Annotated in this window: 32 protein-coding genes and 1 pseudogene; 17 read left to right on the forward strand and 16 right to left on the reverse strand. The window is 68.0% G+C overall.

Annotated elements, in window-relative coordinates; translation table 11 throughout:
• Positions 1–34: 34 nt before the first annotated feature.
• From ACFXC1_RS26110 to ACFXC1_RS26125, 4 genes are all read right to left on the reverse strand, one after another.
• On the reverse strand, positions 35–1,030 hold the full coding sequence (locus tag ACFXC1_RS26110) for a hypothetical protein (protein ID WP_381246317.1): 996 nt from the start codon (positions 1,028–1,030) through the stop codon (positions 35–37).
• Positions 1,011–2,144 carry an AAA family ATPase gene (locus tag ACFXC1_RS26115; protein ID WP_381246320.1) on the reverse strand — a complete coding sequence of 378 codons (1,134 nt, stop codon included), beginning with the start codon at positions 2,142–2,144 and terminating at the stop codon, positions 1,011–1,013. Before ACFXC1_RS26115 ends, ACFXC1_RS26110 begins: the two co-directional genes overlap by 20 nt.
• A complete protein-coding gene (locus ACFXC1_RS26120; protein WP_381246322.1) occupies positions 2,141–3,310 on the reverse strand; it encodes a DUF262 domain-containing protein in 1,170 nt (389 codons plus the stop codon). The genes ACFXC1_RS26115 and ACFXC1_RS26120 overlap by 4 nt, the downstream gene beginning before the upstream one ends.
• Positions 3,311–3,384: 74 nt before the next feature.
• On the reverse strand, positions 3,385–3,852 hold the full coding sequence (locus tag ACFXC1_RS26125; RefSeq protein ID WP_381246324.1) for an ATP-binding protein: 468 nt from the start codon (positions 3,850–3,852) through the stop codon (positions 3,385–3,387).
• A gap of 233 nt (positions 3,853–4,085) precedes the next feature.
• On the opposite strand from ACFXC1_RS26125, the gene ACFXC1_RS26130 reads away from it, so the two are divergent.
• Together ACFXC1_RS26130 and ACFXC1_RS26135 are read left to right on the forward strand one after the other, a co-directional pair.
• Positions 4,086–4,931: a Scr1 family TA system antitoxin-like transcriptional regulator gene (locus tag ACFXC1_RS26130; RefSeq protein ID WP_381246327.1), complete on the forward strand. Its 846-nt coding sequence runs from the start codon at positions 4,086–4,088 to the stop codon at positions 4,929–4,931.
• A gap of 10 nt (positions 4,932–4,941) precedes the next feature.
• Positions 4,942–5,133 carry a DUF397 domain-containing protein gene (locus ACFXC1_RS26135; RefSeq protein WP_381246330.1) on the forward strand — a complete coding sequence of 64 codons (192 nt, stop codon included), beginning with the start codon at positions 4,942–4,944 and terminating at the stop codon, positions 5,131–5,133.
• Here the strand turns inward: ACFXC1_RS26135 and ACFXC1_RS26140 are convergent.
• Positions 5,123–5,911: a class I SAM-dependent methyltransferase gene (locus ACFXC1_RS26140; RefSeq protein ID WP_381246333.1), complete on the reverse strand. Its 789-nt coding sequence runs from the start codon at positions 5,909–5,911 to the stop codon at positions 5,123–5,125. The genes ACFXC1_RS26135 and ACFXC1_RS26140 overlap by 11 nt on opposite strands.
• A gap of 88 nt (positions 5,912–5,999) precedes the next feature.
• A complete protein-coding gene (locus ACFXC1_RS26145; RefSeq protein ID WP_381246336.1) occupies positions 6,000–6,410 on the reverse strand; it encodes a cupin domain-containing protein in 411 nt (136 codons plus the stop codon).
• 52 nt (positions 6,411–6,462) lie between these two features.
• Here ACFXC1_RS26145 and ACFXC1_RS26150 point away from each other — a divergent pair, with 52 nt between their 5' ends.
• Together ACFXC1_RS26150 and ACFXC1_RS26155 are read left to right on the forward strand one after the other, a co-directional pair.
• Positions 6,463–7,473, forward strand: a complete 1,011-nt coding sequence (locus tag ACFXC1_RS26150; RefSeq protein ID WP_381246339.1) for a helix-turn-helix domain-containing protein — start codon at positions 6,463–6,465, stop codon at positions 7,471–7,473.
• Complete coding sequence (locus tag ACFXC1_RS26155; RefSeq protein WP_200712920.1) at positions 7,470–7,961, forward strand: LURP-one-related/scramblase family protein; 492 nt, start codon at positions 7,470–7,472, stop codon at positions 7,959–7,961. Before ACFXC1_RS26150 ends, ACFXC1_RS26155 begins: the two co-directional genes overlap by 4 nt.
• On the opposite strand, the gene ACFXC1_RS26160 is transcribed toward ACFXC1_RS26155, so the two are convergent.
• Both ACFXC1_RS26160 and ACFXC1_RS26165 read right to left on the reverse strand, forming a co-directional pair.
• Positions 7,958–8,197: a hypothetical protein gene (locus ACFXC1_RS26160; RefSeq protein ID WP_381246341.1), complete on the reverse strand. Its 240-nt coding sequence runs from the start codon at positions 8,195–8,197 to the stop codon at positions 7,958–7,960. The two genes, ACFXC1_RS26155 and ACFXC1_RS26160, sit on opposite strands and share 4 nt — an antisense overlap.
• Positions 8,198–8,226: 29 nt before the next feature.
• Positions 8,227–9,027, reverse strand: coding sequence for a carbon-nitrogen family hydrolase (locus ACFXC1_RS26165; RefSeq protein ID WP_381246344.1), 801 nt, complete (start codon positions 9,025–9,027; stop codon positions 8,227–8,229).
• Between the two features lie 179 nt (positions 9,028–9,206).
• On the opposite strand from ACFXC1_RS26165, the gene ACFXC1_RS26170 reads away from it, so the two are divergent.
• Positions 9,207–10,031 carry a maleylpyruvate isomerase family mycothiol-dependent enzyme gene (locus tag ACFXC1_RS26170; protein WP_381246346.1) on the forward strand — a complete coding sequence of 275 codons (825 nt, stop codon included), beginning with the start codon at positions 9,207–9,209 and terminating at the stop codon, positions 10,029–10,031.
• A gap of 62 nt (positions 10,032–10,093) precedes the next feature.
• Here ACFXC1_RS26170 and ACFXC1_RS26175 read toward each other — a convergent pair whose 3' ends face one another.
• Positions 10,094–11,404, reverse strand: a complete 1,311-nt coding sequence (locus ACFXC1_RS26175) for an MFS transporter (RefSeq protein ID WP_381246349.1) — start codon at positions 11,402–11,404, stop codon at positions 10,094–10,096.
• The gene (locus ACFXC1_RS26180) at positions 11,401–12,108 is read right to left on the reverse strand and encodes a GntR family transcriptional regulator (protein ID WP_381246352.1); all 708 of its coding nucleotides are present in this window, start codon (positions 12,106–12,108) and stop codon (positions 11,401–11,403) included. Before ACFXC1_RS26180 ends, ACFXC1_RS26175 begins: the two co-directional genes overlap by 4 nt.
• Positions 12,109–12,376: 268 nt before the next feature.
• Here ACFXC1_RS26180 and ACFXC1_RS26185 point away from each other — a divergent pair, with 268 nt between their 5' ends.
• Together ACFXC1_RS26185 and ACFXC1_RS26190 are read left to right on the forward strand one after the other, a co-directional pair.
• The gene (locus ACFXC1_RS26185) at positions 12,377–13,285 is read left to right on the forward strand and encodes a D-alanyl-D-alanine carboxypeptidase family protein (protein WP_381246355.1); all 909 of its coding nucleotides are present in this window, start codon (positions 12,377–12,379) and stop codon (positions 13,283–13,285) included.
• Between the two features lie 148 nt (positions 13,286–13,433).
• Positions 13,434–13,547 (forward strand): annotated as a pseudogene (locus tag ACFXC1_RS26190) (oxidoreductase); the annotation flags it as partial.
• A 63-nt stretch (positions 13,548–13,610) separates the two neighbouring features.
• Here the strand turns inward: ACFXC1_RS26190 and ACFXC1_RS26195 are convergent.
• The 3 genes from ACFXC1_RS26195 to ACFXC1_RS26205 are packed head-to-tail and all read right to left on the reverse strand — an operon-like array spanning position 13,611 to position 15,027.
• Entirely contained in the window at positions 13,611–13,955 is a 345-nt protein-coding gene (locus tag ACFXC1_RS26195; RefSeq protein WP_381246358.1) for a hypothetical protein, read from the reverse strand.
• A complete protein-coding gene (locus tag ACFXC1_RS26200) occupies positions 13,952–14,140 on the reverse strand; it encodes a DUF397 domain-containing protein (RefSeq protein WP_381246360.1) in 189 nt (62 codons plus the stop codon). Before ACFXC1_RS26200 ends, ACFXC1_RS26195 begins: the two co-directional genes overlap by 4 nt.
• 5 nt (positions 14,141–14,145) lie before the next feature.
• On the reverse strand, positions 14,146–15,027 hold the full coding sequence (locus ACFXC1_RS26205; RefSeq protein WP_381246363.1) for a helix-turn-helix domain-containing protein: 882 nt from the start codon (positions 15,025–15,027) through the stop codon (positions 14,146–14,148).
• A gap of 247 nt (positions 15,028–15,274) precedes the next feature.
• Between ACFXC1_RS26205 and ACFXC1_RS26210 the strand changes: the two genes are divergently transcribed.
• The 8 genes from ACFXC1_RS26210 (at position 15,275) to ACFXC1_RS26245 (ending at position 20,411) form a co-directional block, all read left to right on the forward strand.
• Positions 15,275–15,712, forward strand: a complete 438-nt coding sequence (locus tag ACFXC1_RS26210; protein WP_381246366.1) for an ATP-binding protein — start codon at positions 15,275–15,277, stop codon at positions 15,710–15,712.
• A gap of 90 nt (positions 15,713–15,802) precedes the next feature.
• The gene (locus tag ACFXC1_RS26215; protein ID WP_381246369.1) at positions 15,803–16,234 is read left to right on the forward strand and encodes a WXG100 family type VII secretion target; all 432 of its coding nucleotides are present in this window, start codon (positions 15,803–15,805) and stop codon (positions 16,232–16,234) included.
• Positions 16,235–16,293: 59 nt separating this feature from the next.
• The gene (locus tag ACFXC1_RS26220) at positions 16,294–16,611 is read left to right on the forward strand and encodes a WXG100 family type VII secretion target (protein ID WP_381246372.1); all 318 of its coding nucleotides are present in this window, start codon (positions 16,294–16,296) and stop codon (positions 16,609–16,611) included.
• Positions 16,611–18,290, forward strand: coding sequence for an RNase A-like domain-containing protein (locus ACFXC1_RS26225; RefSeq protein ID WP_381246375.1), 1,680 nt, complete (start codon positions 16,611–16,613; stop codon positions 18,288–18,290). The genes ACFXC1_RS26220 and ACFXC1_RS26225 overlap by 1 nt, the downstream gene beginning before the upstream one ends.
• A gap of 28 nt (positions 18,291–18,318) precedes the next feature.
• On the forward strand, positions 18,319–18,876 hold the full coding sequence (locus tag ACFXC1_RS26230; RefSeq protein ID WP_381246377.1) for a hypothetical protein: 558 nt from the start codon (positions 18,319–18,321) through the stop codon (positions 18,874–18,876).
• A 13-nt stretch (positions 18,877–18,889) separates the two neighbouring features.
• Positions 18,890–19,189: an RNase A-like domain-containing protein gene (locus ACFXC1_RS26235; protein ID WP_381246380.1), complete on the forward strand. Its 300-nt coding sequence runs from the start codon at positions 18,890–18,892 to the stop codon at positions 19,187–19,189.
• A 27-nt stretch (positions 19,190–19,216) separates the two neighbouring features.
• Positions 19,217–19,897 carry a contact-dependent growth inhibition system immunity protein gene (locus tag ACFXC1_RS26240; RefSeq protein ID WP_381246383.1) on the forward strand — a complete coding sequence of 227 codons (681 nt, stop codon included), beginning with the start codon at positions 19,217–19,219 and terminating at the stop codon, positions 19,895–19,897.
• Positions 19,898–19,970: 73 nt separating this feature from the next.
• Positions 19,971–20,411, forward strand: a complete 441-nt coding sequence (locus tag ACFXC1_RS26245; RefSeq protein WP_381246386.1) for a hypothetical protein — start codon at positions 19,971–19,973, stop codon at positions 20,409–20,411.
• Between the two features lie 51 nt (positions 20,412–20,462).
• On the opposite strand, the gene ACFXC1_RS26250 is transcribed toward ACFXC1_RS26245, so the two are convergent.
• From ACFXC1_RS26250 to pdhA, 3 genes are read right to left on the reverse strand one after another with little or no spacing between them, the layout of a single operon-like run.
• Positions 20,463–21,857, reverse strand: a complete 1,395-nt coding sequence (locus ACFXC1_RS26250; protein ID WP_381246389.1) for a dihydrolipoamide acetyltransferase family protein — start codon at positions 21,855–21,857, stop codon at positions 20,463–20,465.
• A gap of 10 nt (positions 21,858–21,867) precedes the next feature.
• On the reverse strand, positions 21,868–22,860 hold the full coding sequence (locus ACFXC1_RS26255; protein ID WP_381246392.1) for an alpha-ketoacid dehydrogenase subunit beta: 993 nt from the start codon (positions 22,858–22,860) through the stop codon (positions 21,868–21,870).
• 1 nt (position 22,861) lies between these two features.
• Positions 22,862–24,019: a pyruvate dehydrogenase (acetyl-transferring) E1 component subunit alpha gene (gene pdhA / locus ACFXC1_RS26260; RefSeq protein ID WP_381246395.1), complete on the reverse strand. Its 1,158-nt coding sequence runs from the start codon at positions 24,017–24,019 to the stop codon at positions 22,862–22,864.
• A 322-nt stretch (positions 24,020–24,341) separates the two neighbouring features.
• Between pdhA and ACFXC1_RS26265 the strand changes: the two genes are divergently transcribed.
• Together ACFXC1_RS26265 and ACFXC1_RS26270 are read left to right on the forward strand one after the other, a co-directional pair.
• Positions 24,342–25,004, forward strand: a complete 663-nt coding sequence (locus ACFXC1_RS26265) for a response regulator (protein ID WP_381246398.1) — start codon at positions 24,342–24,344, stop codon at positions 25,002–25,004.
• 49 nt (positions 25,005–25,053) lie between these two features.
• Complete coding sequence (locus tag ACFXC1_RS26270; RefSeq protein ID WP_381246401.1) at positions 25,054–25,455, forward strand: pyridoxamine 5'-phosphate oxidase family protein; 402 nt, start codon at positions 25,054–25,056, stop codon at positions 25,453–25,455.
• Positions 25,456–25,500: the final 45 nt, after the last annotated feature.

Genomic DNA, 25,500 nt, shown 5'->3' on the forward strand with positions numbered 1-25,500 from the left:
GCCACTCGCGACTGACAGTCACGTCGCCGGGCAGTCACGTCGGGAGATGCTCCACGAAGATCCCGATGAGTATCCGGCCGTCCCGCTCGGGGATCGGCAGGGAGAAGTGCACACGGTCGCGGTCATAAAGGCGTTTGCCGTGCCAGTCGCAGCGGTAGGTGACGCCATCGTGCTCGACGTTCCGTTGCTCCCACGCCTTCGCGTTTTTCTTTGTGTTGGCGCTCTCTGCGGAGATCTTCAGATCCATCGCGTCAAACCTGCGCATGACCTGGCTCAGGTCGCCGGCGCAGTCGGCCAATGTCTGGGTGAAGTGGTCGTTGAGCGCGCCGAGGAGCCTGACCAGCCAGGGCAGGACCTCGGCGTAGGAGCCCTTGAAGTGGTTCAGGTTCAGGGAGTCGGCGAAGAGCAGCCGGGGGAAGGCGTCGGCGGTGAAGGTGAGGAAGTGGTCGGCCGGGACGGGTTCATGGGTGAGTAGACCTCGCCAGAAGCCCGGGGTGTCCTCCGTTTTCCGCAGGACATGTGCCTTTACCTCGTCGTGGCCCGTCTCCGTCGTCCGTATGACGGTGAGCCATCCGGACGGCCAGTCCGGTTCCTTGGCGTACGGCGCGAGGAGGCAGGACATGGCCCGGCCTTCCGCAGCCCTGGCGAGGGTGTGCGCCGTACCCCAGGACGGTTCGTGCCAGGGGCCGTCGGCAACGCGGACCGGCTGGGGCAGATCCGCCTCTTCGGGTTCCACGCGCTTGCACTTGCCCAGCAGCTTCTGCAGCCGGACCCGCTTGTCGCGGGGCAGTCCGCCGTCCGGTGAGTAGAGCGCGTCGAACAACGCGACGGAGGGACGGCATTCGGTTTCGTACGCGGGTTCCATGAAGGCTGCCGTGCGACCGTCCGCCAGCGGCTCCAATAACTCGGCGAGCAGGTCGAGGGCGTCCTGGAGGTCCGAGTCCGTGAGTTCCCTCCAGTCGAAGCACTCCTCACCGACGACGACGCGGTAGTCGTCGTCGGCCGTGGCATCACCGGTCACGTCGAGCACGGGCGAGCCTCCCCAGGTCGGTCTCGATCTGGTCGAAGAAGCCGCTCGGCCAATGACTGAGCTCACCCTTGTCGTTGATGCCGATGGGCAGGGTGCGGTCGTGGTCGAAGTAGTGCGTGACCATGTCCTTCGCGGGGAGTGAGCCGTCCTGCGCTACGGCGAGCCGGGCGCCGTTAAGGACGTGGTCGCTGTGCGTCTCGACGAGTACCTGCACCCCGCTGCCCGCCACACGCGCGAGGAAGCGGCCCAGACGGGACTGTCCTGCCGGATGCAGATGGGCCTCTGGATTCTCGACGATCAACAGATCGCCCGGCTCGGTGAGCAGACCGGCGACGATGACAGGCAGGGCGTAGGAGACACCGAAGCCGGTGTTGGCGGGGCGGATCTCCTCGCCGATGAGGCTCGTCTCACCGAAGCGGATCGTCCCGGCCATGATGCCTGCGGCCAAGCGGGCGGTGATGCGTAGTGGCCGGATGATCTCCGATGCCCACGCCTCGGCCTGGGCCCTCAGCTGCGGACCGGCACCGTCCGGGTGATGCAACAGGCCCCGCACCTCACCGCGCGGACTGCGGGGGCCGATCGCACGGGTCTCGCGCAGCGCCAACACCTGTGCCGTGAACTCTCCGCGCACACCCACCCCGATCCGGTCGGGTTCGTCGGCGGACAGGGCCAGGGTGTCGCGCGGGCCGAGACGCTCCGCACACAGATAGGTGAAGGCGGGATCGGCGACGCCCGGTCCGATACCGGGTACGACCGCCACCGGGAGCCGCCGTACGTCTAGATGCAGGGCCTGTTCGGCATCGGGCAGGCCGAAGCCGAACACCCATGACTCACCGCCCGGTCCGCCGAGTCGTACCGTGATCTCCGTCGCGCCGGATGTCCAGTTGAGTACGTCGCGGGCCTCGCCGAGGGCCAGGCCGAGCGGCCCGTTCAGCCGGACCGTGCCACCCGCCGTACCGCCGCCCGACATGGCTGCCAGCCGTGCCAGCAGCAGGGACTGGATCACGGTGCTCTTACCGCCGCCGTTCACTCCGGTGAGGACGGTCAGCGGGCGCAGTTCGAACGACTCCGAATCGAAGCGTTTGAAGCCCCGGATCTCCAGGGAGGTGATCACCGGCCGGCTCCCGCGTCCGCGACGGCGGCCTTGAAACGGTAGTCGACGCGGTACCGGTCGGCGGTGGAGGACGTGATGGCGTTGAGGTAGCTGACGTCGACGGTCATCCGCTCGCGCGCCGCCTGCACGATCGCCTTGCGGCGCGCACGCAGATCGTCGGTGGTAAGGGCTGGATCGGCCAGGGCCAGCGACCAGCTCTCGAACATGGCGCGGTTGATCGGACGGCGGTAGTCCTCGCCCTGCGGCCACTTGCGGAAGGCGTGCTCTCCGAAGACGAGGTACGCATGGGTCATCGCACGTTCGAAGGCGGCTTCCAGCGCCGCCACCCGCTCGTCCGGGACCTGCTTCGGGTCGTCGAGCAGTTCGGTGGCGTCCATGAGGAAGAGTTCCATCATGGGCCGTTCCAGGTAGGCCTCGATGTCCTTCAGCCAGAACGCGGCGAAGCGCAGCGCCATCTCCCGATCGTTCATCCGGATATGGTCGGTCAGGCGGCCCCCGGTGGCCTTGGCGAAGGCGTCCGTGTGGGTCATCCGGTGCAAGACGTCCCTGCTGCGCGGGCTGCTCATGCAGTGCCGGATCTCCTGCGCGTTCAACGGGGTCCCGCCGGTGTTGATCCGCTTGAAGATCTCGTACGTCACTCCGCGCGGGGTCGTCGGGTCGATCACGTTGACGATCAACTGGGTGTTGTTGATCCGCCTCTGGAACGGCAGGGGGAGATCGGTGAAACGCAGGTCCTTCAGGCCTCTCAGATGCTCCAGCTTGCCCAGAGCGAAGCCGTTCTCGCCGCCCCGGACGAACGCGTGCAGCGTGGAGAGCCGTTGCAGGCCGTCGACGACCCGGAACGACCCGTCCGCGTCCTCCGCGAAGTAGAAGGCCGGCAGCGGGATCTGAAGCAGCAGGGACTCGACGAGCAGGGACTTCTGGTCGGCCCGCCAGACCTGTAGCCGTTGAAAGTCCGGAGCGAGTTCGATGGAGCCCTCGTCGATCTGGTCGAGGATGTTGCGCAGCGAGAACTGGCTGGTGTTCACCCGGATCTGATCGGGGTTCCACGGCCGTTGGATCTGCTCGCTGTCCTCACCCGGGTCCTCGACCTCGATGCCCGTGGCGTGTCCGTCGAACACGTCCTCCACCACATCCGGAGTCGTCTGCGCACCATCGATTGCCATGCGCTTCATCCTAGGGGCGGGCGGTTGAGGGGGTATGGGCGTTACTCCGATATCCCCCTGGTCCGGCTGGTCCGTCATGGTGCCGCCGGGCGTCGTACGGGCGAGCCTGTCGGCAGCTCTGCGGGCAGGTCTGCGGGCAGGTCGAACCACACGCCCTTGCCCTCTGGGTGGAGCTGGCCGCCGTACGGGATGTCCGGGCCATGGCCCCAGCGGCCTTCGGTGAGGGCGTCCACCAGGAACAGACCCCGGCCGCCACCTCGTTCACCCGGTTCTGCCGTCAACTCCCTTATCACCGGCGGGTTCTCGTCCCCGTCGTACACCACGACCCGGAGCCGCCCTTCCTCCACCGCCAGCCACAGCACCGTGCCGTCACCGCCCTTCGCGTGGACGCAGGCGTTGGTGACGAGTTCCGAGGTGCAGAGGATCGCGTCGTCGACCAGGGCGCGGTCCAGGTCGAGGGTGCGCAGGACGGTGGCGACGAAGTCGCGGGCGATGTGGGGAGAGGTGTCGAGGGGTGGGCAGATCAGGGTGTACGAGGGCATGGGGCACCAACTCCGGTGAGGTGAGGGGGGTTTGCGTGAGCCCGGGCTCGTTGCTGTCCGGCGCCCCGGTGTCGACGGTCGGGGTGGCACTTCCAACGGGGGGTGGGCGTGCGGGAGTTGCGGATGGGTGACCATGTAGGCACCCTCCGTGAGTACAGTGACGACAGTAGCGTGAAACGTTGAGGCGCCTCAACGTTTCAGGCAAACTCGGCATCGACTCACGAGGAGGACAGATGTCCGCACGATCCGTCCCGACAGCACGACAGGCTCGACTGGGGGCAGAACTTCGCAAGCTGCGCGAGGCCGCGGGCGTCCCGAACCGGCAGGCTGCCGCGCAACTCGACACCAGCCCAACCCAGATCAGCCACATCGAGTCCGGTCGGTTCGGTCTCAGCGAGGAACGACTGCGCAGAATGGCCGAGTTCTACGATTGTGACGATCCCGCGCTCGTGGACGCGCTTGTCGCGATGGCGGAGTACCGAACCGGCAACTGGTGGGACGAGTACCGAGGTGTGATGCCCCGCCAGGCTCTTGATCTGGCCGAGCTGGAACACGATGCCACGTACGTCCGCGCGTTCGAGATGGTGCACATCCCCGGAGTCCTCCAGACCGAGGACCACGTACGCGCTGCCTCACTGTTCGTGGATCCGGGTCTCCCCAAGGAGGAACTGGAGACCCGCGTCTCTTTCCGCATGCGCCGACAGCAGGTACTGGAGTCGGGCACGCCCTACGACATCGTCGTCCACGAAGCAGCACTGCGGATGTGTGTCGGGGGATCCAAGGTTGCCCGCAATCAGCTCGGACATCTCCTCCACGCAGCCGACAGAGAGACAGTCACCCTTCGCGTCATCCCGTTCAGCCCCGAAGGCTTTGCCGGGGCGGGTCTTCCCATGCAGTACGTTGGCGGGGTCGTCCCCCAACTCGACACCGTGCAGATCGACACGTCGCATGGCGCCGAGTTCATCGACGCGACGGCTCGGCTGAATCGCTGCCGAACCCGCTTCGAGAGCATCGACAGCGCAGCACTGCCGCACGATGCTTCTCTTGACCTCGTCCAGCGCATCGCCCAGGAACTCTGAAGGAACACCCGTGCCCGAAGCCCTCCACTGGCAGAAGTCGTCGTTCTCCACAGGCGACGCCGACAACAACTGCCTGGAGATAGCCACCGCCCCCACCGCCCTCCACCTCCGCGAGAGCGACGACCCCGCCACCCTCCTCACCCCCACCCCCACCGCCCTGAACGCCCTACTCACCGCGCTGAAGGGTCAGTTCAGGGCTTGACCGCCCGCGTCGCGAAATAGTGGGACATGTACTGGGCAGACGCGTCGGACTGGTGCGGCGCTTCCGCGAAGCCGGTGAGGGCGAACCCCGCGGCGAGTTGCCCGCCGATCTGGTCGGTGAGGGTGTGGCTGTATTCAAGGGCGGCATCCGCGCCGAACTTCGTGGCGCGTTCCTCGGCGGAGTACTGCGTGACGTCGCTGTAGGGCAGCTTGTGCACGACGATCAGCTCGCCGCGCTCGTCGAGCGCCTCGTGGTCGAACAGGTACGCATCAGGGTTGATGAAACCCGCGAGCAGGGTTCCGCCCGGTCGCAGGACGCGGAAGCACTCACGCCACACCGGTGCCAGGTCCGGCACGAACACGTTGGAGACCGGATGGAACACGACGTCGAACGTCGCGTCGCCGAAGGCGCCAAGGTCGCGCATGTCGCCCAGGACGGTGCGCAGTTCGAGTCCGTCGCGCGCCGCCACCATCCGGTCCTGGCCGAGCTGGCCGGGTGAGTTGTCGAATACCGTGACCCTCGCCCCCGCGGCGGCGAGGATCGGACCCTGCTGGCCACCGCCGGAGGCCAGGCAGAGTACGTCCTTGCCGGTCAGGTCGGCCGGCAGCCAGGAGCGGTCGACCGGCTCATGCCCGATGAGAACGATCGACCAGTCGCCCGTGCGGGCGCGCTCGACATCCTCGGCACTCACCGGCCTCGACCACTCGTTGCCCTCCTGGACGTACTTGTCCCAGGCTGCCCGATTGTGGGCAACGGGGTCGACACCACTGTCCTGCACGTTCAACTCCCTGCTCCAGCCGAGCGGACCCCCGCGGACAGCCCGGTGCCGCCAGCCAACACGATCGCGGAGTGCCGGCTCAACGAAATTAACGGGCCAAGAGTCGGTTCAGGGTGTGCCCCGTCGTCGCGTCCACATGCGCCGGGATCTCCTCGTGCTGGTCGCCGACCGTGAGCGTGCCGGTGGGTTCGAGGAGCAGGATCTCCGTGGGGACCGGGGCATACGGCTTGTGTTCCGTGCCGCGCGGGACCGTGAAGACGCTGCCCTTGGGGAGGACGACCGTGCGCTCCCCCGCCGGCCCCCTCAGGGCGATGTGCAACTCGCCCTCCAGGACCAGGAAGAACTCGTCGGTGTGGTCGTGGGTGTGCCAGAGGTGTTCGCCCTCGACCTTGGCGACGCGTACGTCGTAGTCGTTGACGGTGGTGACGATGCGGGGGCTCCACTGGTCGGTGAAGGAGGCGAGGGCGGCGGCGAGGGAGATGGGTGCGATGGATTCCATGGGGTCAGCGTGCGCCGTGTCGTATCCGGCGGACGAGTGCTAGGAATCGCACATGCCGCAACGATCCTCTCAGCAGCCCTCGACGCATCCGCACCGCGTCGCCGTCATCGTCGACGAGGGCACCAATCCCTTCGAAGTGGGCGTCGCCACCGAGCTGTTCGGGCTGCCCCGGCCCGAACTGGGGCTGCCGGGGCCGCTGTACGAGGTCCTGGTGTGCACGCCCGCGCGTGAGGTGCGGATGAACCACGGGTTCTTCACCCTCACCGGAACGCACGGTCTCGACGCGGTGGACACGGCGGACACCCTCGTCGTACCGGGCCGGCCCGACAACGTCGTACCGCGTGGGGCCGCCGTCCTCGACGCCATCCGGCGTGCCCACGCGCGCGGGGCCCGTGTCATGAGCCTGTGCACCGGGAGCTTCGCGCTCGCCGAGGCCGGGCTGCTGGACGGGCGCCGGGCCACCACCCACTGGATGTGGGCCGACACCTTCCGCACCCTGCACCCGCGCGTGCGGCTCGAACCGGACGTGCTCTTCGTGGACGACGGCGACATCCTCACCGCCGCCGGCAGTGCCGCCGCGCTCGACCTCGGGCTGCATGTCATACGGCGGGACCACGGCGCCGAGATCGCCAACGCGGTGTCCAGGAGGCTCGTGTTCGCGGCTCATCGGGACGGCGGGCAGCGGCAGTTCGTGGAGCGGCCGGTGCCCGATGTGCCCGACGAGTCGCTCGCGCCGTTGCTCGCGTGGGCGCGGGAGAGGCTGGGCGAGGCGTTGACGGTGGCCGAGCTGGCCGCCCGCGCGGCCGTCTCCCCCGCGACCCTGCACCGGCGCTTCAGGGCGCAGCTGGGGACGACTCCGCTGGCGTGGCTGACCGGGGAGCGGGTGGCGCTGGCGTGCCTGCTGATCGAGCGCGGGGAGGAGCGGCTCGACGTGGTGGCCGCGCGGTGTGGTCTCGGGACCGGGGCGAACCTGCGGGTGCGGCTGCGCAGGGAGACCGGATTGAGCCCGTCGGCCTACCGGCGGCGTTTCGGACCCGCGTCCGGGGAAGCCGTAACGGCATGAGATTCCTCGTACGCGATCGGATCCTCGGCTTCGGTGAGGATTACTGGATCGAGGACCAGCACGGCAACAAGGTGTTCCTGGTCGACGGCAAGGCCATGCGCATCAGGGACACCTTCGAGTTGAAGGACACGCACGGGCGCGTGCTCATCGACATCCACAAGAAGATGCTCGCCCTGCGCGACACGATGGTCATCGAACGGGACGGTGAGCCCCTGGCGACCATCAGACGGAAGCGGTTCTCGCTGCTGCGCAACCACTATCGGGTGTCCCTGGTGGACGGCACCGAACTCGACGTCAGCGGCAAGATCCTCGACCGCGAGTTCGGCGTCGACTACGACGGTGAGCTGCTCGCCCAGATCTCCCGGCGCTGGCTGCACATCCGGGAGACGTACGGCGTCGACATCGTCCGGGAGGACGCGGACGCGGCGCTCCTGATCGCGGTGGCGGTGTGCGTGATCCACCTCGCGGAGAAGGAGCGGGAGGACTAGCCCACGTCCCGGTCGGCGGCTGCGCGGGCTCGGGTCCGGCGGCGTTCTTTCAAGCGGTCCCTGAAGTGGCCGCCCACGACGAACAGCGCGCCGAGAACCGCGCTGTCCGTCCAGCCGGGATGGTCGTCGTCCAGCCTGGCCACGAGCCGGACGAGCGCCGTCGCAAGGCCCCACGCGACGAGCAGGTCGGTGAGTACGGCCCGGCGGCCGGCGGTCGCCCAGGAGCCGCGCTTCAATGCGGCCGGTGTCCGCCCGTTTCTGCCGCTCAGCTCGCCCGCCGCGGCCGCTCCAACCCCAGCACCCGGTCCTTCAGCGCAGGGAACTGTTCCCGTGTCACCGCCACCCGTGCCGGGTCGAATTCCACCGTGAGGACCTCCTCGCCCGCGCCCGCCTCCGCGAGGACCTCGCCCCAGGGATCGACCACGATCGAGTGACCGGCCTGGGGAACTCCGGCGTGCGTGCCGGCCGTTCCGCATGCGAGGACGAACGACTGGTTCTCCACGGCGCGGGCCTGCGCCAGGAGGGTCCAGTGGGAGCGGCGGCGCTCGGGCCAGCCCGCGGGGAGGACGAGGGTCTCGGCGCCGGCGTCGACGAGGCCGCGGAAGAGTTCGGGGAAACGGAGGTCGTAGCAGGTGGCAAGACCGATGACCGTCTGGGGCAGACGGACCGTCACCAGCTCGCTGCCCGCGCCCATCAGCACGGCCTCGCCCTTGTCGAAGCCGAAGCGGTGGATCTTGCGGTAGGCGGCGGCCAGTTCACCGGAGGGGGAGAAGACGAGGGACGTGTTGTAGAGGGGGCCGTCAGGGTCCCGTTCGGGGATCGAGCCCGCGTGCAGCCAGACGCCCGCGTCGCTCGCCGCCTTGGCCATCGCCTCGTAGGTCGGCCCCTCCAGCGGCTCGGCCTCGGTGCCGAACTGCTCGTAGGCGAACGCGCCCGTGGTCCACAGCTCCGGCAGGACGACCAGATCGGCACCCGCTTGTTCGCGGACGAGAGCACCCACCCGAACCCGACGATTTTCGGCCGATTCGCCCTCTTCTACGGCGATCTGGATGAGAGAGGCGCGCACACTACCACCGTCCTGGCATTCGAGCCGTTCACACGGGCCTACGATCGTCACACGAAAGCACTGCCGGGGTGCCTCACAGCAGCGTAACTTAGCGTTCCAAGACACCCGCCGACAGCCACCTCCCGCTGGCAACGCCGCCCGCCACCCGACCTGTACCGACCGCCGAGGGGTCCCGTTCCGTGAGTCTGCATCCCACTCTCCAGCCCTACGCCGACGCCTGGACCCACTCCATCGAAGCGATATCCGAGCTGGTGACCCCGCTCGTGGAGGGAGAGTGGAACCGGCGAACGCCGTGCCCCGGCTGGTCGGTGCGTGACGTGGTCTCGCACGTCATCGGGCTGGACAACGAGATGCTCGGCGACCCTCGCCCCATCCACACCCTCCCCCGCGACCTCTACCACGTCACCAACGAGCACCAGCGGTACATGGAGATGCAGGTCGACGTACGACGCCACCACACGTCACCCGAGATGACGTCGGAGCTGGAGTACACGATCATCCGCCGCAACCGGCAGCTGCGGAACGAGTCGCGGGACCCCGGCACCAAGGTGCGCGGCCATGTCAGCACCGAGGTCACGCTCGAACAGTCCATGCGCAACCACGCGTTCAACGTGTGGGTGCACGAGCAGGACCTGCGCACCGCCCTCGGCCGCCCCGGGAACCTCGACTCGCCCGGCGCGCACATCGCCCGTGACGTGCTGCTCGCCGAGCTCCCCCGCGTCGTCGCCGACGACTCGGGCGCACCGCGCAGTTCGGCGGTCGTCTTCGACGTGCACGGCCCGATCGAGTTCCTCCGTACGATCCGCGTCGACATCCAGGGCCGCGGCACCCTGGAGACGGCCCCCGCGCTCGGGCCCGCCGCGACCCTGATCCTCGACTGGGAGACGTACGTCCGGCTGGCCTGCGGGCGGGTCCCCCTCGAATCGGTGACGGACCGCGTCAAGGCGGACGGCGATCCGGAGCTGGCGGCGTCGATACTGCGGAACTTCACGGTCACGAAGTAAGCAGACGGTGTGAACTGGGCGTTCACAGGGGCCGAGTTGGTGGATACGTGAGCGGGCCGCCGTCACGCGGGCACGTGCACCGTCTCCACCCGGCTCGCCACCAGCCGCTCGCGCTCGCGGCGGGCCGCCCTGCGCCTTAGCCGCAGGATCTGGCTGACGCCGAGCGCCTGGAGCACGAAGACCACCGAGAACGCGATCGAGTAGTTGTCGCCGGTCGCGTCGAGCAGCACACCGATCGCGAACAGGGTCGTCATCGAGGCCGTGAAACCACCCATGTTGGTGATTCCGGAGGCGGTGCCCTGACGCTCCGGCGGGTTGGCCGGGCGGGCGAAGTCGAAGCCGAGCATCGAGGCGGGCCCGCAGGAACCGAGCACGACGCACAGCACGATCAGCAGCCACATCGGCGCGTGCTCGCCCGGGTAGACGAGCGTGACCGCCCACACGAGGGCCGTCGCCCCCACCGTGCCCAGCGCCAGCGGCAGCCGCGCCGCGTGGTGCCGGGCGACGATCTGGCCGTAGACCAGACCCACCACCATGTTGGACAGCACGACGAGGGTGAGGAGTTCGCCGGCGGTGGCGCGGGACAGGCCCTGGGCCTGGACCAGGAACGGCAGGCCCCACAGGAGCAGGAACACCATCGCCGGGAACTGGGTGGTGAAGTGCACCCACAGGCCGAGACGGGTGCCCGGTTCGCGCCAGGAGGCGGCGATCTGGCGGCGGACGTAGGCCGCGCCCCGGTGCGGGAAAGGCTCCGGCTCGTGGCCCTCCGGGTGGTCCTTCAGGAACAGCAGCAGCAGAACGAGGACTACGACCCCGGCGAGCGCGCTCCCCGCGAAGGCGGCCGTCCAGCCGATGCCGTGCAGCAGCCGGGCGATCACGAGGGTGGAGACGAGGTTTCCGGCCATTCCCGCGAGGCCCGCGAGCTGGGCCACCATCGGTCCGCGCCTGGCCGGGAACCAGCGGGTCCCGAGCCGCAGCACGCTGATGAACGTCATCGCGTCGCCACAGCCGAGCAGCGCGCGGGAGGCGAGGGCGGTGCCGTAGGAGGGGGAGAAGGCGAAGCCGAGCTGGCCGGCGGTGAAGAGCACCACCCCGATGGTCAGTACCTTCTTGGTGCCGAGACTGTCGACCAGCAGACCTACGGGTATCTGCATGCCCGCGTAGACCAGCAGTTGGAGGATCGAGAAGGTGGAGAGGGCGGAGGCGTTGACGTGGAAGCGCTCGGCGGCGTCGAGGCCGGCCACCCCCAGGGACGTGCGGAAGATGACGGCGACGAAGTAGACGGAGACGCCGATGCCCCACACGGCGACGGCACGGCGGCCACCGGGTGGATCACCCGGAAGGGACAGCGCGGAACTGGAACTGCTGCTCATCGGACCTCGCCCCGGGCCAGGTGGGAGAACCAGTCGACGTGCTGATGGACGATTTCTACGGCCGCCTCGGCATCCCCGGTGCGCAGCGCGTCCAGGATCGCCTCGTGCTCGGTGAGCGTCTTGGCGATGCGGTCGGGGTGCGAGTGCATGATCGCGACGCCCATCCGCAGCTGGCGGTCGCGGAGTTGGTCGTAGAGGCGGGAGAGGATCTCGTTGCCGCCGCTGCGGACGATCTCGGCGTGGAAACAGCGGTCGGTGACGGCGGCGCCGGCGAGATCCCCCGCGGCGGCCTGTTCCTTCTGCCGGTCGAGGAGTTCCTCGAGCCGGGCGATAAGGGTCGGTGACGCCGGTACGACCTTGCGGACCGCGTGCTGCTCGACCAGCATCCGGGTCTCCACCACGTCCGCGATCTCCTGCGAGGAGACGGGCAGGACGAGGGCGCCCTTCTTCGGGTAGAGCCTGATCAGCCCCTCGACCTCCAGGCGCAGCAGCGCCTCGCGCACGGGAGTCCGTGACACCCCGACGGCCTCGGCGAGCTCGCCCTCGGTGAGGAGGGTGCCGCCCTCGTAACGCCGGTCCAGGACACCCTGTTTGACGTGGGTGTAGACGCGGTCGGCGGCGGGGGGTTGCTTGACGGCGGACGACGGAGCGGAGGAGTCGGAACCGGTGGCGGCGAGGGACGGAGCGGGGGACGGGTACGGCATGAGGACAGCATAGATACAACACGTACGCATGAGGACGGGCGTCCAGGATTCGGACGGAACCGGCTGGAACCAAGGAGTGCCGGGGGTGCGTCTACGGATGTGCGTTTCGGCGGCCGGTTCCCGGGGGCGTTTCACACCTTCGGGGAACCCGCCCCAGCAACCGCACAACCTTCTGTGCTACTTACGTGTCACACACGTGCGGCCCTCTCTTTCCCCCCTCCAACTGGGCCGCTCCTCAGGGGCATTCAACGTATTCGGGGTACCTCAGTTGATTACTGCCATTAACGGCATCAAGGGCAACCGCTTCCGCAGAGCCGCCGCGGTCACCGTGACCGCAGGCGCCGTGCTCGCGACCGGCGCCCTGACCGCGGCACCCGCGCAGGCTGTTACGAAGCCGAGCATCGTGGCCGCGGGCGGCTACGTGATGAACAACGCCACCGGCAAGACGCTCTACACGAAGGCCGCGGACACCAAGCGGTCGACGGGCTCCACCACGAAGATCATGACCGCGAAGGTCGTGCTCTCCCAGTCGAACCTCAACCTCGACGCCAAGGTCACCATCCAGAAGGCGTACAGCGACTACATCGTCGCCAACACCGCCTCCTCCGCCCACCTGATCGTCGGCGACAAGGTCACCGTCCGCCAGCTCCTCTACGGCCTGATGCTGCCGTCGGGCTGCGACGCGGCCTACGCGCTGGCCGACAAGTTCGGCACGGGCTCCACCCGGGCCGCGCGCGTGAAGTCGTTCATCGGCAAGATGAACTCGACGGCGAGGACGCTCGGCCTGACGAACACGAAGTTCGACTCGTTCGACGGCATCGGCAACGGCAACAACTACTCGACGCCGCGCGACCTGACGAAGCTCGCCAGCAACGTGATGAAGAACGCCACGTTCAAGGCGGTCGTCAAGACCAAGTCGTACACGGCGAAGACGATCACCAAGACCGGCAGCACCCGCACGATGGCTGCCTGGACCAACACGAACACCCTGCTCAGCAGCTACAGCGGTACCATCGGCGTGAAGACCGGCTCCGGCCCCGAGGCCAAGTACTGCCTCGTCTTCGCCGCCACCCGCAACGGCAAGACGGTCATCGGCACGGTCCTCGCGTCGTCCTCCGTCCCGCAGCGCGCGACGGACGCGACGAAGCTCCTGAACTACGGCTTCGCGACGATCTGACATACCGACACGTTCTTCGGGGGCCTGCCGCATGCCAGCGGCGGGCCCCTTCGTCGTAGCCAGGAGCGTGGGTCAGTAACGGGGCGCAGCTCGCCGATGACGGGATGGTTCACGGTGGTGGTGCCGCCGTCCAGGCTGCGGATGTCACGAGATCCTGGTGCGGGGCGTGCTCATGCACCGGTGGGCCGAACGCGACGGCACCTAGCCGGAGTTGGTCACCCAACGCTCGCAGGCACTCGCGATGCTCCCGAGCCGTCAGTGAGCACGACGGCCGATCAACCGATAACGGGCGGCGAGGACACTTGCTCGTCACTGACCCACGCCCCTAGGACCCGCGTTTCCGAGTGGCGGCGAACACGACGCCGATCCCCGTCACCCCGTACAGCACGAACAGCGCGCCCTCACGCCCCAGGCTCCGGCGCTTCACTTCCTGGGCGAACTTCAGCTGGTCGTACGTGCTCGTGCCGGTCGAGCGGCCGGTGGCGGTGTCGTAGGAGAGCGCGCAACGGTCGCCCTCGCGCATGTGCCCCGGGGAGCTCTCGCCCTCCGCGTCCAGCTGGAGCCCCGGGCAGTCAGGAGGGCCGGAGGCCGCGCCGGCTCTCAACAGCGACAGGGCTCCCCACAGCAGCGGCAACACGAACAGCACGAGTAACGCACCGCGGAATCTCACCGAGTCACTCTGGTGAGCGCGACGAACGCGGCCCAGGCGGCGGGGGCGAGCCGAACTATCGGCCCGTCCATGTCTTTCGAGTCACGGACGGCGATGGTGGTGGGGATGTTGCGGGCGACTTCGACGCATTCGCCGTGCGCGTCGCCGCTGCTGTACGTGGACTTCGTGAACTCGAACTCGGACAAGGGACCTACATCTCCTTACGGACACTGTCGATGAGGCTGAGGGAGTCCTGCTGCGTCAGCGCCAACCGTGTGATGCGGCTGAAGACCTCGTTGTGACGCGCGGCGTCGGCTTCGCTCTCGAGCCAGACCTTCGTCGAGAAAGTATCCGCCTGTACGAGGTCCAAGGCGCCCGGCTCCGCGAAGGAGACCACGGTGAAGGCACTGGTCATACCGGGATGAGCGCCTGCGGTGAACGGGACCACCTGTACTCGTACGTTGGGCGACTGGGCCGCTCCGAGGAGATGGTCCAACTGGGCCCGCATGATGTCCCGTCCACCGACCAACTGTCGCAACACCCCCTCGTGCAGCACCGCCCACAGTCGCAGGGGGTGTTCGCCGGCCAGCCGCGCCTGACGGGCGATCCTCGCCTCGACGAAGGGGCCGATCTCGTCGGGGTTCTCCCAGGTTCCGTTGCCCACCGCAAGGGCGCGGACGTAGTCCGGTGTCTGCAACAGGCCCGGGATGAAGGTCAATTGCCACATCCGGAGTCCTGTGGCGATGTCCTCCAGAGCCACGTACTCCATCTGCTCCTTCAGCTGGGGGTACTGATTCCACCAGCCCTGGACCTTGCGACGGTCCCGGTCCGCCTTCGCGAGGGCCAGAAGCTTGCGGATCACCGTCTCGTCGGTCTCGCCGTACAGATGACACAGCGCTCTGACATCGGGATCACGCAACGGCACCTGCCCGCGCTCGATCTTGGCCACCTTCGTGACGGACGCCGTCAGCGCCTCGGCGGCGTGCGGCTGGCGCAGATCACACGCCTCCCGCATCCGTAGCAGCTCCCCACCGAGTCGACGCCCCAACACGGTCGTGATCGTCTTCCCCCGGTTGGGGTCCCTGCCTGCCATATCGCGTTCCCTCCCACTGAGTCGCCCCAGTCTGAGACCCGGAACCGAGCAACCACAACCCGGGGACAGCAAGCTTTCTGTCCGATTGGGTTGCTGGCTCACCTTCACAGAGGCTACCGTCAGTGCACAACAAGCCACCCAGCGGCACCAGTTGGGGAAGTGCACCGCGCTGCCCACACCCGGCACAGCACGGCAGAGCCACCCCACCTGACCTCTGTCCCCCCATCGCACAAGGAGGTGCGCCCCGGTGACCGACTCCTGTCCTCCCGGACTCCCCAAGCCCAACGGCCCCTACGACCACTACGACGCCGTCACCTACACCCCGTACCCGAGCAACATCCCCCGCGCCCGCAGACACGTCGCCCACCTCACGGCCGCCTGGGGCCACCCTCACTCCGCCGCCGACGCGGCCCTGCTGGCAAGCGAGTTGTGCACGAACGCGTTACTGCACGGGTGCCTCCGCGACCGCCTCTTCCGCGTCGAGACGTCCCTCACCGGCAACGCCCTGCGCGTGGCGGTCACCGACCCGAGGGGCGAGCGCCTCCCGTGGCCCCAAACCTCCACCCCCGACGACCAGTTCGGCCGCGGCCTGCTCATCGTCCGTACGGTGGCCGCCCGTTGGGCCGTGGAGAGGCTCACCGTCGGGAAGACCGTCTGGGCAGAGTTGGACATCGTGGGACCTTGAACGGCCTGGCTCCGGGGCCACTGCGAACCGTAGGATTATTGCAACAGCAAGTGACGTGTGATGCCGACGCGACGGGGGCGGGGATACGGCATGGCAGTGCCCGGAACCGGTACGAACCAGGGCGGCGGCCCCGACCTCCGCGTGACGTCCGCCGACCTCACCAAACTCGCCGGCGACCTCGACGACATGCAGGACCACCTCGACAAGCAGGTCAGACGCATGGACGCGATCGTCGACCGCATCGAGGCCGGCTGGTGCGGCCCCGCGGCGACGGCGTACCGCGAGTTCCACCGCGCGGCGACCGAGGACGCCGTACGCATCCGCGAAGTGATGAAGCTGCTGGAGGAGGCGGTGCGGATGAGCCGGGACGGCTTCTCCGCACATGACATCGAGGTGCTGGAACGCATGCGGAAGATCCAGGTCGACGTCGGCAGCGAGGTCGACAAGCTGTCCACGCCCGACGTGGAGGCGACGGGCGACGATACGCCGGCTACACCCCGCAGCAGCCTCGACTCCTTCTGAACCGGGCCGTCAAGTGCCCACCACCCAGCCGTAGTTGCCGACCGATGTCCAGGGGGATCATGTCGACCGGGCCTTCCGCCGACGACGACCACATATCCGTCTCCTTCGCCACGCTCCACGACCTCGCCACCGAGCTGGAGGACATCCTCAAGCAGCTCAACGGCAGACTCGACGACCTCTACGACCGCGCCGAACCGGTCGTACTGTCCTGGAAGGGCGAGGCCCGCGAGGTCTTCGTCGAGAAGCTCGACGAGTGGGACCGCTCCGCGCAGGACCTCCAGGCCGCGCAGAAGTGGCTGCACGCGTATGTCACCACCGGGCACGCGAACTACGCGGCGGCGCACCGGGCGGTGCTGCGGGGTTGGGGGGCGGCCTGATGAGCACCCCGACGTCTCCGGCGAACGGGAAGATCGACGTCACTCCGACCGTCCTGTACGGCGTCTCAACGGGTATAGCGGGCCAGCAGGACCCTCTTGACCGTGGCATCAAGTCGTTCCTCGACGAACTGGCCCGGTACCCGGACGGCGGCGGGAGGGGCACGGCGATGAAGGACTTCACGACCGCCTACCTGAAAGTCGCCGAGCGCTTCCTCGAGGTCTGGGCGAAGTCCGTGGTGAGCGTGGGGGGAGCCGCTGTCGGCTTCACGTCCACCGCCAACAACTACGCGGCGGCCGACGCGGCCACCAACCCTTCTCCGGCGGGACAGGTGACGCACCGGCCCGCCCCACATGTCATCGACAAAGCCCCCACGTACGGTCCGGTCACCGATTTCAAGTGGGGGGACATCGACGCGGGCCAGGACTTGATGCAGGAGGCCCTCGAAGGTCTGGAAGCCGTAGTCCTGGCTGTCATGCGTCCCCTGCTGGAGCACGAGTGCCGTTGGGGCAAAGCGGCAACGATCCTCCCGCTGCCCAATCACCTGCGCCTGTACTCGATCTCCCAGGCATGGCGAATGCCGCAGACCACGCTCGGCATGGTGGACGGAACGCTCACAGGCCTCGTCGGCAGCATCACCGACCAGACCGATCAGGACTGGTACAACGCGATGCGGACGTTCTGCAGCACGCTGTGGGGGACTTCGGCCTGGGGCAAGAACCGTGAGGGTTACGACTGGTCCAACGACGACGCGAAGAAGAGGGGAAGCAGCCATCCCGTCTTCGCCGTTCTCTTCGACACGTGCGATGCCATGGTCGATGCGATCTACAACGTCGCGAAGGCCGCCGAGGACGTCCGGGACGATCTGCACCGAATCTACCGCCAAGCCGTTGTCGACAGTGTCAAGCAACTCGATCCGAGAGAGCTGGACATCACGGACGCCAAAAGTCTGGTGAAAGGGCTGTGGGAAGCAGGCAAGGGCCTGGTCGCGGATGTCTCGGTCGGGATCGTACTGAACATCGACGAAGGTGCCCTGAACGACGCGGTGTCGGCCTACAACAACCGCATTGACCGACAGGTCGGTGAAATCAATACGCTACTGCCGGCCCTGGACGAGGCATTCACGAGCGCACCGACCTTCAATGCCGAAACGGCCAGAGCCGAGGCGTTCGGCGCGCGGGCATTGACGGACTTCAAAGGGGATCCTCTCTACACGGTTCCGGGAGATGACGAGTCCAAGCACCGCTTTCCCGTCGATCTCGCCAATCAGGAAGGACTGGCAGGTTCGCACGTTATCGACAAACATGTGGGAAAGACGGACGCACAACTGGAGCAAAGGCTTCGCGACCAGGCAAAGATACGTCCGGACGGCACGGTCGCGCCGATCGCCGCATCGACTTTCACCGACCTGACATCGGCCCAGCGCTACACACAGGGCGTCCTCGACGACCCGGGCAACCAGCAGAAGATCGCGAACTGGCTTGCGAGCAACCCCAATCCGGACCGTTCCAAGCGAACCGTGGGACTCACTTTCAACGACACCGTGGGCAAGACGTGGACGCGAGGCGACTCCGCTGCCCACGACTCACATATCGTCAATGTGACCTTGAAACCACGCCCCGGCGGACATCCGCCCTACGTCGTCCTCACTTCGATGCCGAGCGACACGGTTCAGTCATGAGGAACAACAAGCTACGAGAGGGCAACAGGTGATCGATTCCGCTTCCTGGAAATCGGCTCTGCTGGAACTTTTCGGCGGGGCGTGGACCTTCGCGGCGGTGGGTCCCAGGAACCACGACGACTGGCGCCGTGACGTGCAGGCCGTCATGAAAATTCAAGTCAAAGATCCGCGAAATTGGGGTTCCCTGAATTTTCCACCACCAGGGTCCGGCAGCGACAGGAAACAAGAAACGCCCTTCGCCGACCTACGCCTCGACGAGTTCGATTCCCTTCTTTACCGAGTGGGAAAGAAATCCGCATCCCAACTACTGGTCGCCCTGCAAGGACAATACTACCAATCTTCAAACGTCCCGGATTTCGAGAACCGTAAAGAGCGGCTTTTCGAGTGCGCCGAAACGGTTATTTCAAGATTTTCCCCAGAACCCGCCTACTACACCAACCTGGCTGCCGCCCGGGATGACCCCGATGTGGATCTACTGAATCCCGATGCTGAATGGAACTGCCTTTCCAACTTCACCACCGACTGCGGCCTCATTGTTGTTTCGGACTCCGAAGCGGGAGTTTTCTGGGCCTTCGACGAAGACTGAGAGCGATCAATAAATGCGCACCCGTACCGCCACCTACCCCGACCGAGAAACCGCCCAATGGGCCACCCAACAGGTGGTCACCGCCAACGAGCAGGCAATCCACCGCTGGCTCGCCCAGTCCACGCGCCCCCGCCTGACCATCGAGGCGTCGTGGCCCTCCCGCCCCGAACCGGTCGGACGCGTCCTGCTCCAGGCGATGATGCTGGCCGGACGGGACCCGGTGGACGTCCGCGCGGCCCGGGTGATCCTGAAGCGGGACGCGTCCCGGCCGCACGGCTTCGCCGTCCACGCCACGTTCCCCGTCTACCTGTAACGACCCGATCCGTAGAGGCTGATCCGCGTGCCCCTGAGCCCCCTAGAACACGACCGCCGCTACGGCGAGTTGGACCAGGTGATCCGTGCCTACGCCGGGCAGCCGGCCGACGACACCCCGGACAAGGCGAGCGAAGCCCTCACCGCCTACCTCCGCCACACCTGGCACAGCCGCCCCTGGGCCCTCGCCGTCGCCGAACGCCAACTCCGTGAGTACGCCGACAACCCTCCCGGCCGACTCCGCCTGCGCCTCGGCGAGTTCTACGCCGTCCCGGACGTCGGCCTTCCCGAAGCCGACCTCCGGCAGTGGCTGTACTGCCTCGCCGACCACATCAAGCACAGCGTGGAGGAGGGCGAGGTCCCGGCCCCGGCCACCCCCGCCACCCACTGGGAATGGCACGCCCGCTTCCCGGAACTCGGTCAATTCCTCGGCGGGTGGTTCTCCCAGGACATGCCGGACGAGTTCGACGATCACGACGCGGCGATCGACGACTACCGGACCTCGACCGACCCGCAGTTGGTCGCCCGCCTCGTCGGCGAGCTGCACGAACTGCTCGCCCTGGACCTCGACGAGTCCGACTACGCCCTCGCCGTAGCCGAGTTGGGCATGGAGGTCGACCCGTCGGCACCGTACTCACCGAGCGGCTGGCTGGCACTGGTCGCCGACCGGCTGACCGCGCCGCGCGCCGACTACGGCCCCTCGGTGTAAGGAGGACATCCAAGTGGCCGGGAACAGGGACGAGTTGTCGGTTCTATTGAAGCAACTGGCCCACTCACAGCGCGTGTACGTCCGCTCAGGGTGGCTGCGTACGACCAGTGGCGGTGCGAGCGGCGTCCTGACCGCCGTCGCCGCTGAAACGCACATCCTCGTCGGGCAGTTGCACGAGAAGGACTGGCGGCAGCACGCCAGTAGCTCGGACGGTCCGGCACCCGTCGGACAGGTCGAGGAGGCGTTGGAGCCCATTTACACGAAGAACGCCGCGGCCATGATGGGCCGTCTCGCCTCGCAGTCCCTCGTCTGGCCGGAGTTCACGTTCATGGAGCGCACCGAGGCCGACACCGTCGCGGGCCAGGTGGTGGAAATCCTCGGGCCGGACGCCCTGTGGTGGTCCAACGGCGACGAACACAGTTGGACCGCCGTGTCCGCCTGTACCTTCGACGGCTTGGTCGTCGGCACCGATAGCCGGCGCTTCGCCATGCTCATACAGGTCGGCGAAGACTGAGAACACCGAGCCGCGCACCCCCGACTCATTGAGACGCGCGGCCCCTGCCACCTACCCCCAGGTGATCAACCGCTTCGGCTGCTCAAGAATCGCCGCCACATCCGCCAGCACCTTCGACCCCAACTCCCCGTCCACCAACCGGTGGTCGAAGGACAACGCCAGCGTCGTCACCTGGCGCGGCTTCACCTTGCCCTTGTGGACCCACGGTTGGAGTCTGATCGTGCCGATCGCGAGGATCGCCGACTCGCCGGGGTTGAGGATCGGGGTGCCGGTGTCGATGCCGAAGACGCCGACGTTGGTGATGGTCACCGTGCCGCCCTGCATCGCCGCGGGGGACGTCTTGCCGTCGCGCGCCGTGGACACCAACTCGCCCAGGGAATCGGCCAGTTGCGGGAGTGTCTTCGCGTGGGCGTCCTTGATGTTCGGGACGATCAGGCCGCGCGGGGTCGCCGCCGCGATGCCGAGGTTGACGTAGTGCTTGAGGACGATCTCCTGCGCGGCCTCGTCCCAGGACGCGTTGATGTCCGGGTTGCGCTTGACGGCCACCAGCAGGGCCTTGGCGATCAGCAGGAGCGGGTTGACCCGGCGGCCCTGCATCTCCTTGTCCTGCTTGAGTTCCTCGACCAGCTTCATCGTGCGCGTCACGTCGACCGTCACGAACTCCGTGACATGCGGTGCCGTGAACGCCGAGCCGACCATCGCCGCCGCCGTCGCCTTGCGGACGCCCTTGACCGGGATACGGGTCTCCCGGGTCGTGTCGTACGTCGCGGGGGCCGGCGAAAGGGCGACCGGCTGGGGCGCCTGCACCGGTTCCGGCGCTGGTGCCGGAGCCGGAGCCACCGCCGCGTGCACGTCCTCGCGGGTGATGATGCCGTCCGGGCCCGACGGGGTCACCGTCGCCAGGTCGACGCCCAGGTCCTTCGCCAGCTTGCGCACCGGCGGCTTCGCGAGGGGGCGTCGCTCCACGACAGCGGTCCCCGCGTGGCCGTTCAGCTCCGCCTGGACCGCCGCCGACGCCTCCTGGGCCGGGATCTCCGCGCCCTTGCGGGGGCGGCGCTTCGTGGCGGACGTGGAGACGCCGTAGCCCACCAGCACCGGTGTGCGGGCCGGGGCCGCGGGCTTCGCCTCCTCCTGTACGGGAGCGGCCACGGGAGCGGCCGGAGTCTCCTCGGGAGCGGCACCGCCGCCCGCCACCGACACCGCGATGATGGACGTGCCCACCGCCACCGTCGTCCCCTCGGGGAAGCGGAGTTCGTGGACCACGCCGTCGTAGGGGATGGGGAGTTCCACCGCCGCCTTGGCCGTCTCCACCTCGCAGACGACCTGGCCGTCGGTGACGGTGTCGCCGGGCTGGACGTACCACTTGAGGATCTCGGCCTCGGTGAGACCCTCACCCACGTCCGGCATCTTGAACTCGCGTACGGACGCTTCAGTCATCGTCGTCACGACCCTCTCCTCAGTACGCCAGAGCGCGGTCGACGGCGTCGAGCACCCGGTCCAGGCTCGGCAGGTACTCCTCCTCCAGGCGGGCCGGCGGGTACGGGGCGTGATAGCCGCCGACCCTGAGGACCGGCGCCTCCAGGTGGTAGAAGCAGCGCTCGGTGATGCGGGCCGCGATCTCCGCGCCGGAGCCGAAGAACACCGGCGCCTCGTGGACCACGACCAGGCGGCGGGTCTTCTCGACCGAGGCCTGGATCGCGTCGAAGTCCAGCGGGGACACCGAGCGCAGGTCCAGGATCTCCAGCGACTTGCCCTCCTCGGCCGCCGCGTCGGCGACCTCCTGGCAGAGCTTCACCATCGGGCCGTAGGCGGCGAGGGTCAGGGCGGTGCCCTCGCGGACGACGCGGGCCTTGTGCAGGGGGCCGGGGATGGCCTCCGTGTTGACCTCGCCCTTGTCCCAGTAGCGCCGCTTGGGTTCGAAGAAGATCACCGGGTCGTCGCTCTGGATGGCCTGCTGCATCATCCAGTAGGCGTCCGACGCGTTCGACGGGCTGACGATCTTCAGGCCGGCCACATGGGCGAACAGGGCCTCGGGGGACTCCGAGTGGTGTTCGACCGCGCCGATTCCGCCGCCGTAGGGGATGCGGACGACGATCGGGAGCTTGACCTTGCCCAGGGAGCGCGCGTGCATCTTGGCGAGCTGGGTGACGATCTGGTCGTAGGCCGGGAAGACGAAGCCGTCGAACTGGATCTCCACGACCGGGCGGTAGCCGCGGAGTGCCAATCCGATGGCAGTGCCTACGATGCCCGACTCGGCGAGCGGGGTGTCGACGACCCGGCTCTCGCCGAAGTCCTTCTGAAGGCCGTCCGTGACGCGGAAGACGCCGCCGAGCTTGCCGACGTCCTCACCCATGATGAGGACCTTGGGGTCGGACTCCAGGGCGGCGCGCAGCGATTCGTTGATCGCCTTGGCGAGCGGCAGGTTCTTGGAAGTCGCGGTCTCCGCCATGTCACTTACCCCCTTCTTCGTCCGCGAACGACGCCTGGTAGGCGGCGAACTGGGCCCTCTCCTCGTCGACGAGCGCGTGCCCGTCCGCGTACACGTGCTCGAAGAGTGCGAACCGGTCCGGGTCCGGCATGGCACGGACCGCTTCGCGTACTCGCCTGCCCAACGCCTCGGACTCGGCTTCGAGTTCCGCGAAAAATCCCTCGTCCGCGTGGTTTGAGGCCTCCAGGTACCGGCGCAGCCGCAGGATCGGGTCCTTCGCCTCCCAGGACTCGCGCTCCTCGTCGGCCCGGTACTTCGTCGGGTCGTCCGAGGTGGTGTGGGCGCCCATGCGGTACGTGTACGCCTCGACGAGCGTCGGGCCCTCGCCGCTGCGGGCCCGCTCCAGCGCCCACTTGGTGACCGCGAGGCAGGCCAGCACGTCGTTGCCGTCGACGCGGACGCCCGGGAAGCCGTAGCCCTGCGCGCGCTGGTAGAGCGGGACGCGGGTCTGCTTCTCGGTGGGCTCGGAGATGGCCCACTGGTTGTTCTGGCAGAAGAACACGACCGGGGCGTTGTAGACCGCGGAGAAGGTGAACGACTCGGCGACGTCGCCCTGGCTGGAGGCGCCGTCCCCGAAGTACGCGATGACGGCGCTGTCGGCGCCGTCCATGGTCACGCCCATCGCGTAGCCGGTGGCGTGCAGCGTCTGCGAGCCGATGACGATCGTGTACAGGTGGAAGTTGTTGACGGTGGGGTCCCAGCCGCCGTGGTTGACGCCCCGGAACATGCCCAGCAGGTTGGTCGGATCGACCCCCCTGCACCAGGCGACGCCGTGCTCGCGGTAGGTCGGGAAGACGTAGTCGTCCTCGCGGGTGGCCCGCCCGGAGCCGATCTGGGCGGCCTCCTGGCCGAGCAGCGAGGCCCACAGGCCCAGTTCGCCCTGGCGCTGGAGGGCGGTGGCCTCGGCGTCGAAGCGGCGGGTGAGCACCATGTCGCGGTAGAGGCCGCGGAGCTCATCGGGGGTGATGCCAGCGACGTACTTGTCGTACGGGGCGGTCTTCGCGTTCTTGACTCGCTTGCCCTCGGGCGTCAGCAGCTGGACGAGGTCCGGGTCGGCGCCCTTGGCCTTGCTTCCGGCGCTGCGTCGCGGCTTGCGCGTGGCAGTGCTCTCCACGGTCAACGTGTGCTCCTCCGTCGGTCCGGCTCCCCGGGTTCGCCGGGTGCCAGTGCGGCTCACCTGCGCCCCACGGACGCACAGGGTGGGTGCGGTTCGTCGGGAGCAGGCGTGACAGGTGCCCCGGCGAGCGCCCTGCAACAGGCACGTTACCCAGTGCTCCACAATTCTGTGAAACCCCTCCTGACCTGCGATTTTGCTTGGATTTCCAAGTAAATCGGCAAAGTCGGGAACAACTCCTGGTCACAGCCTTGCAGGGGGCCGGAACAACGGCACGTTATCCCGGTCACCTCGGGCACGGGAAGAGGTCGCGTGTGAGACTTGCGGCGTGCGCGAAGACGGAAAAATCAGTGTTTTTCTCCTCGATGACCATGAAGTGGTACGCAGAGGTGTCCACGAGTTGCTCTCCGTGGAGGACGACATCAAGGTGGTCGGCGAGGCCGGCACGGCGGCCGACGCCCTGGTGCGGATCCCGGCCGTGCGCCCCGACGTCGCGATTCTCGACGTACGGCTCCCGGACGGCAGCGGGGTCGAGGTGTGCCGGGAGATCCGCGCGCGGGACGAGTCGGTGCAGTGCCTGATGCTGACCTCGTTCGCGGACGACGAGGCCCTGTTCGACGCGATCATGGCGGGCGCCTCCGGGTATGTCCTGAAGGCCATCCGGGGGAACGAACTGCTGAGCGCCGTACGGGATGTCGCGGCCGGGAGGTCGCTGCTGGACCCGGTGGCGACCGCCCGGGTCCTGGAGCGGCTGCGCAACGGCGGGGCCAGGCCGGACGACGGGTTCGAAGGGCTCACCGACCAGGAGCGCAGGATCCTCGACCTGATCGGGGAGGGGCTCACCAACAGGGCGATCGGCGAGCGGCTGCACCTCGCGGAGAAGACCATCAAGAACTACGTGTCGAGTCTGCTTTCCAAACTCGGTATGGAGCGGCGCTCGCAGGCGGCGGCCTACGTGGCCCGCAGACAGGCCGAGCGGCGGCGCGATTAGGGACCAAAGACCTCTCCCCCGGGAGGCCGGACACGCCGACAGTGGTCACATGTCCGAGGACGCACAGCCGGCCATCGCGCTGCTCTCCCGCACCGGCCACGGCAGGGTGGCGACCACTCTGCGGGCGCTGCCCTTCCTGGCCCTCGCCGGCCATATCGTCCAGGACGGCCGGCTGGTGCTGCGCATGCCCCGGAGCCACGGCCACCACCACGCGTGCGTGGGCAGCGTCGTCGCCTACGGGGCCGACAACCTGGACTCGGCCGGGCCGGGCGAGGAGCTGTGGTCCGTGCAGGTGATCGGCACCTGCGAACCGCACGAGCCGACGGCCGACCAGGTCGAACGTTTCGGCCCGGCCCGGGACGCGATGGTCTACCTGCGCATCGAACCCCGGCTCGGCACCGTGCACCCGGTGGACGGCGGCCTGGAACGGCGCTTCGGGCCCACCCTGTGACCGAAAGCGACCATCGACGACCGACCGGTGACTTTCTGTGACAAA

It is taken from the genome of Streptomyces hokutonensis, assembly GCF_042751305.1.
Classification (GTDB): Bacteria; Actinomycetota; Actinomycetes; order Streptomycetales; family Streptomycetaceae; genus Streptomyces; species Streptomyces hokutonensis_A.

Coding starts and splice junctions, on each gene's coding strand:
- ACFXC1_RS26145 (WP_381246336.1), bottom strand. CDS start 6,410: ATGGAATCCATCGCACCCATCTCCCTCGCCGCCGCCCTCGCCTCCTTC.
- ACFXC1_RS26255 (WP_381246392.1), bottom strand. CDS start 22,860: ATGGCGGAGACCGCGACTTCCAAGAACCTGCCGCTCGCCAAGGCGATC.
- ACFXC1_RS26270 (WP_381246401.1), top strand. CDS start 25,054: ATGTCCGAGGACGCACAGCCGGCCATCGCGCTGCTCTCCCGCACCGGC.
- ACFXC1_RS26125 (WP_381246324.1), bottom strand. CDS start 3,852: ATGCCCTCGTACACCCTGATCTGCCCACCCCTCGACACCTCTCCCCAC.
- ACFXC1_RS26120 (WP_381246322.1), bottom strand. CDS start 3,310: ATGGCAATCGATGGTGCGCAGACGACTCCGGATGTGGTGGAGGACGTG.
- ACFXC1_RS26225 (WP_381246375.1), top strand. CDS start 16,611: ATGAGCACCCCGACGTCTCCGGCGAACGGGAAGATCGACGTCACTCCG.
- ACFXC1_RS26180 (WP_381246352.1), bottom strand. CDS start 12,108: ATGCCGTACCCGTCCCCCGCTCCGTCCCTCGCCGCCACCGGTTCCGAC.
- ACFXC1_RS26150 (WP_381246339.1), top strand. CDS start 6,463: ATGCCGCAACGATCCTCTCAGCAGCCCTCGACGCATCCGCACCGCGTC.
- ACFXC1_RS26215 (WP_381246369.1), top strand. CDS start 15,803: ATGGCAGTGCCCGGAACCGGTACGAACCAGGGCGGCGGCCCCGACCTC.
- ACFXC1_RS26175 (WP_381246349.1), bottom strand. CDS start 11,404: ATGAGCAGCAGTTCCAGTTCCGCGCTGTCCCTTCCGGGTGATCCACCC.
- ACFXC1_RS26130 (WP_381246327.1), top strand. CDS start 4,086: ATGTCCGCACGATCCGTCCCGACAGCACGACAGGCTCGACTGGGGGCA.
- ACFXC1_RS26220 (WP_381246372.1), top strand. CDS start 16,294: ATGTCGACCGGGCCTTCCGCCGACGACGACCACATATCCGTCTCCTTC.
- ACFXC1_RS26205 (WP_381246363.1), bottom strand. CDS start 15,027: ATGGCAGGCAGGGACCCCAACCGGGGGAAGACGATCACGACCGTGTTG.
- ACFXC1_RS26235 (WP_381246380.1), top strand. CDS start 18,890: ATGCGCACCCGTACCGCCACCTACCCCGACCGAGAAACCGCCCAATGG.
- ACFXC1_RS26155 (WP_200712920.1), top strand. CDS start 7,470: ATGAGATTCCTCGTACGCGATCGGATCCTCGGCTTCGGTGAGGATTAC.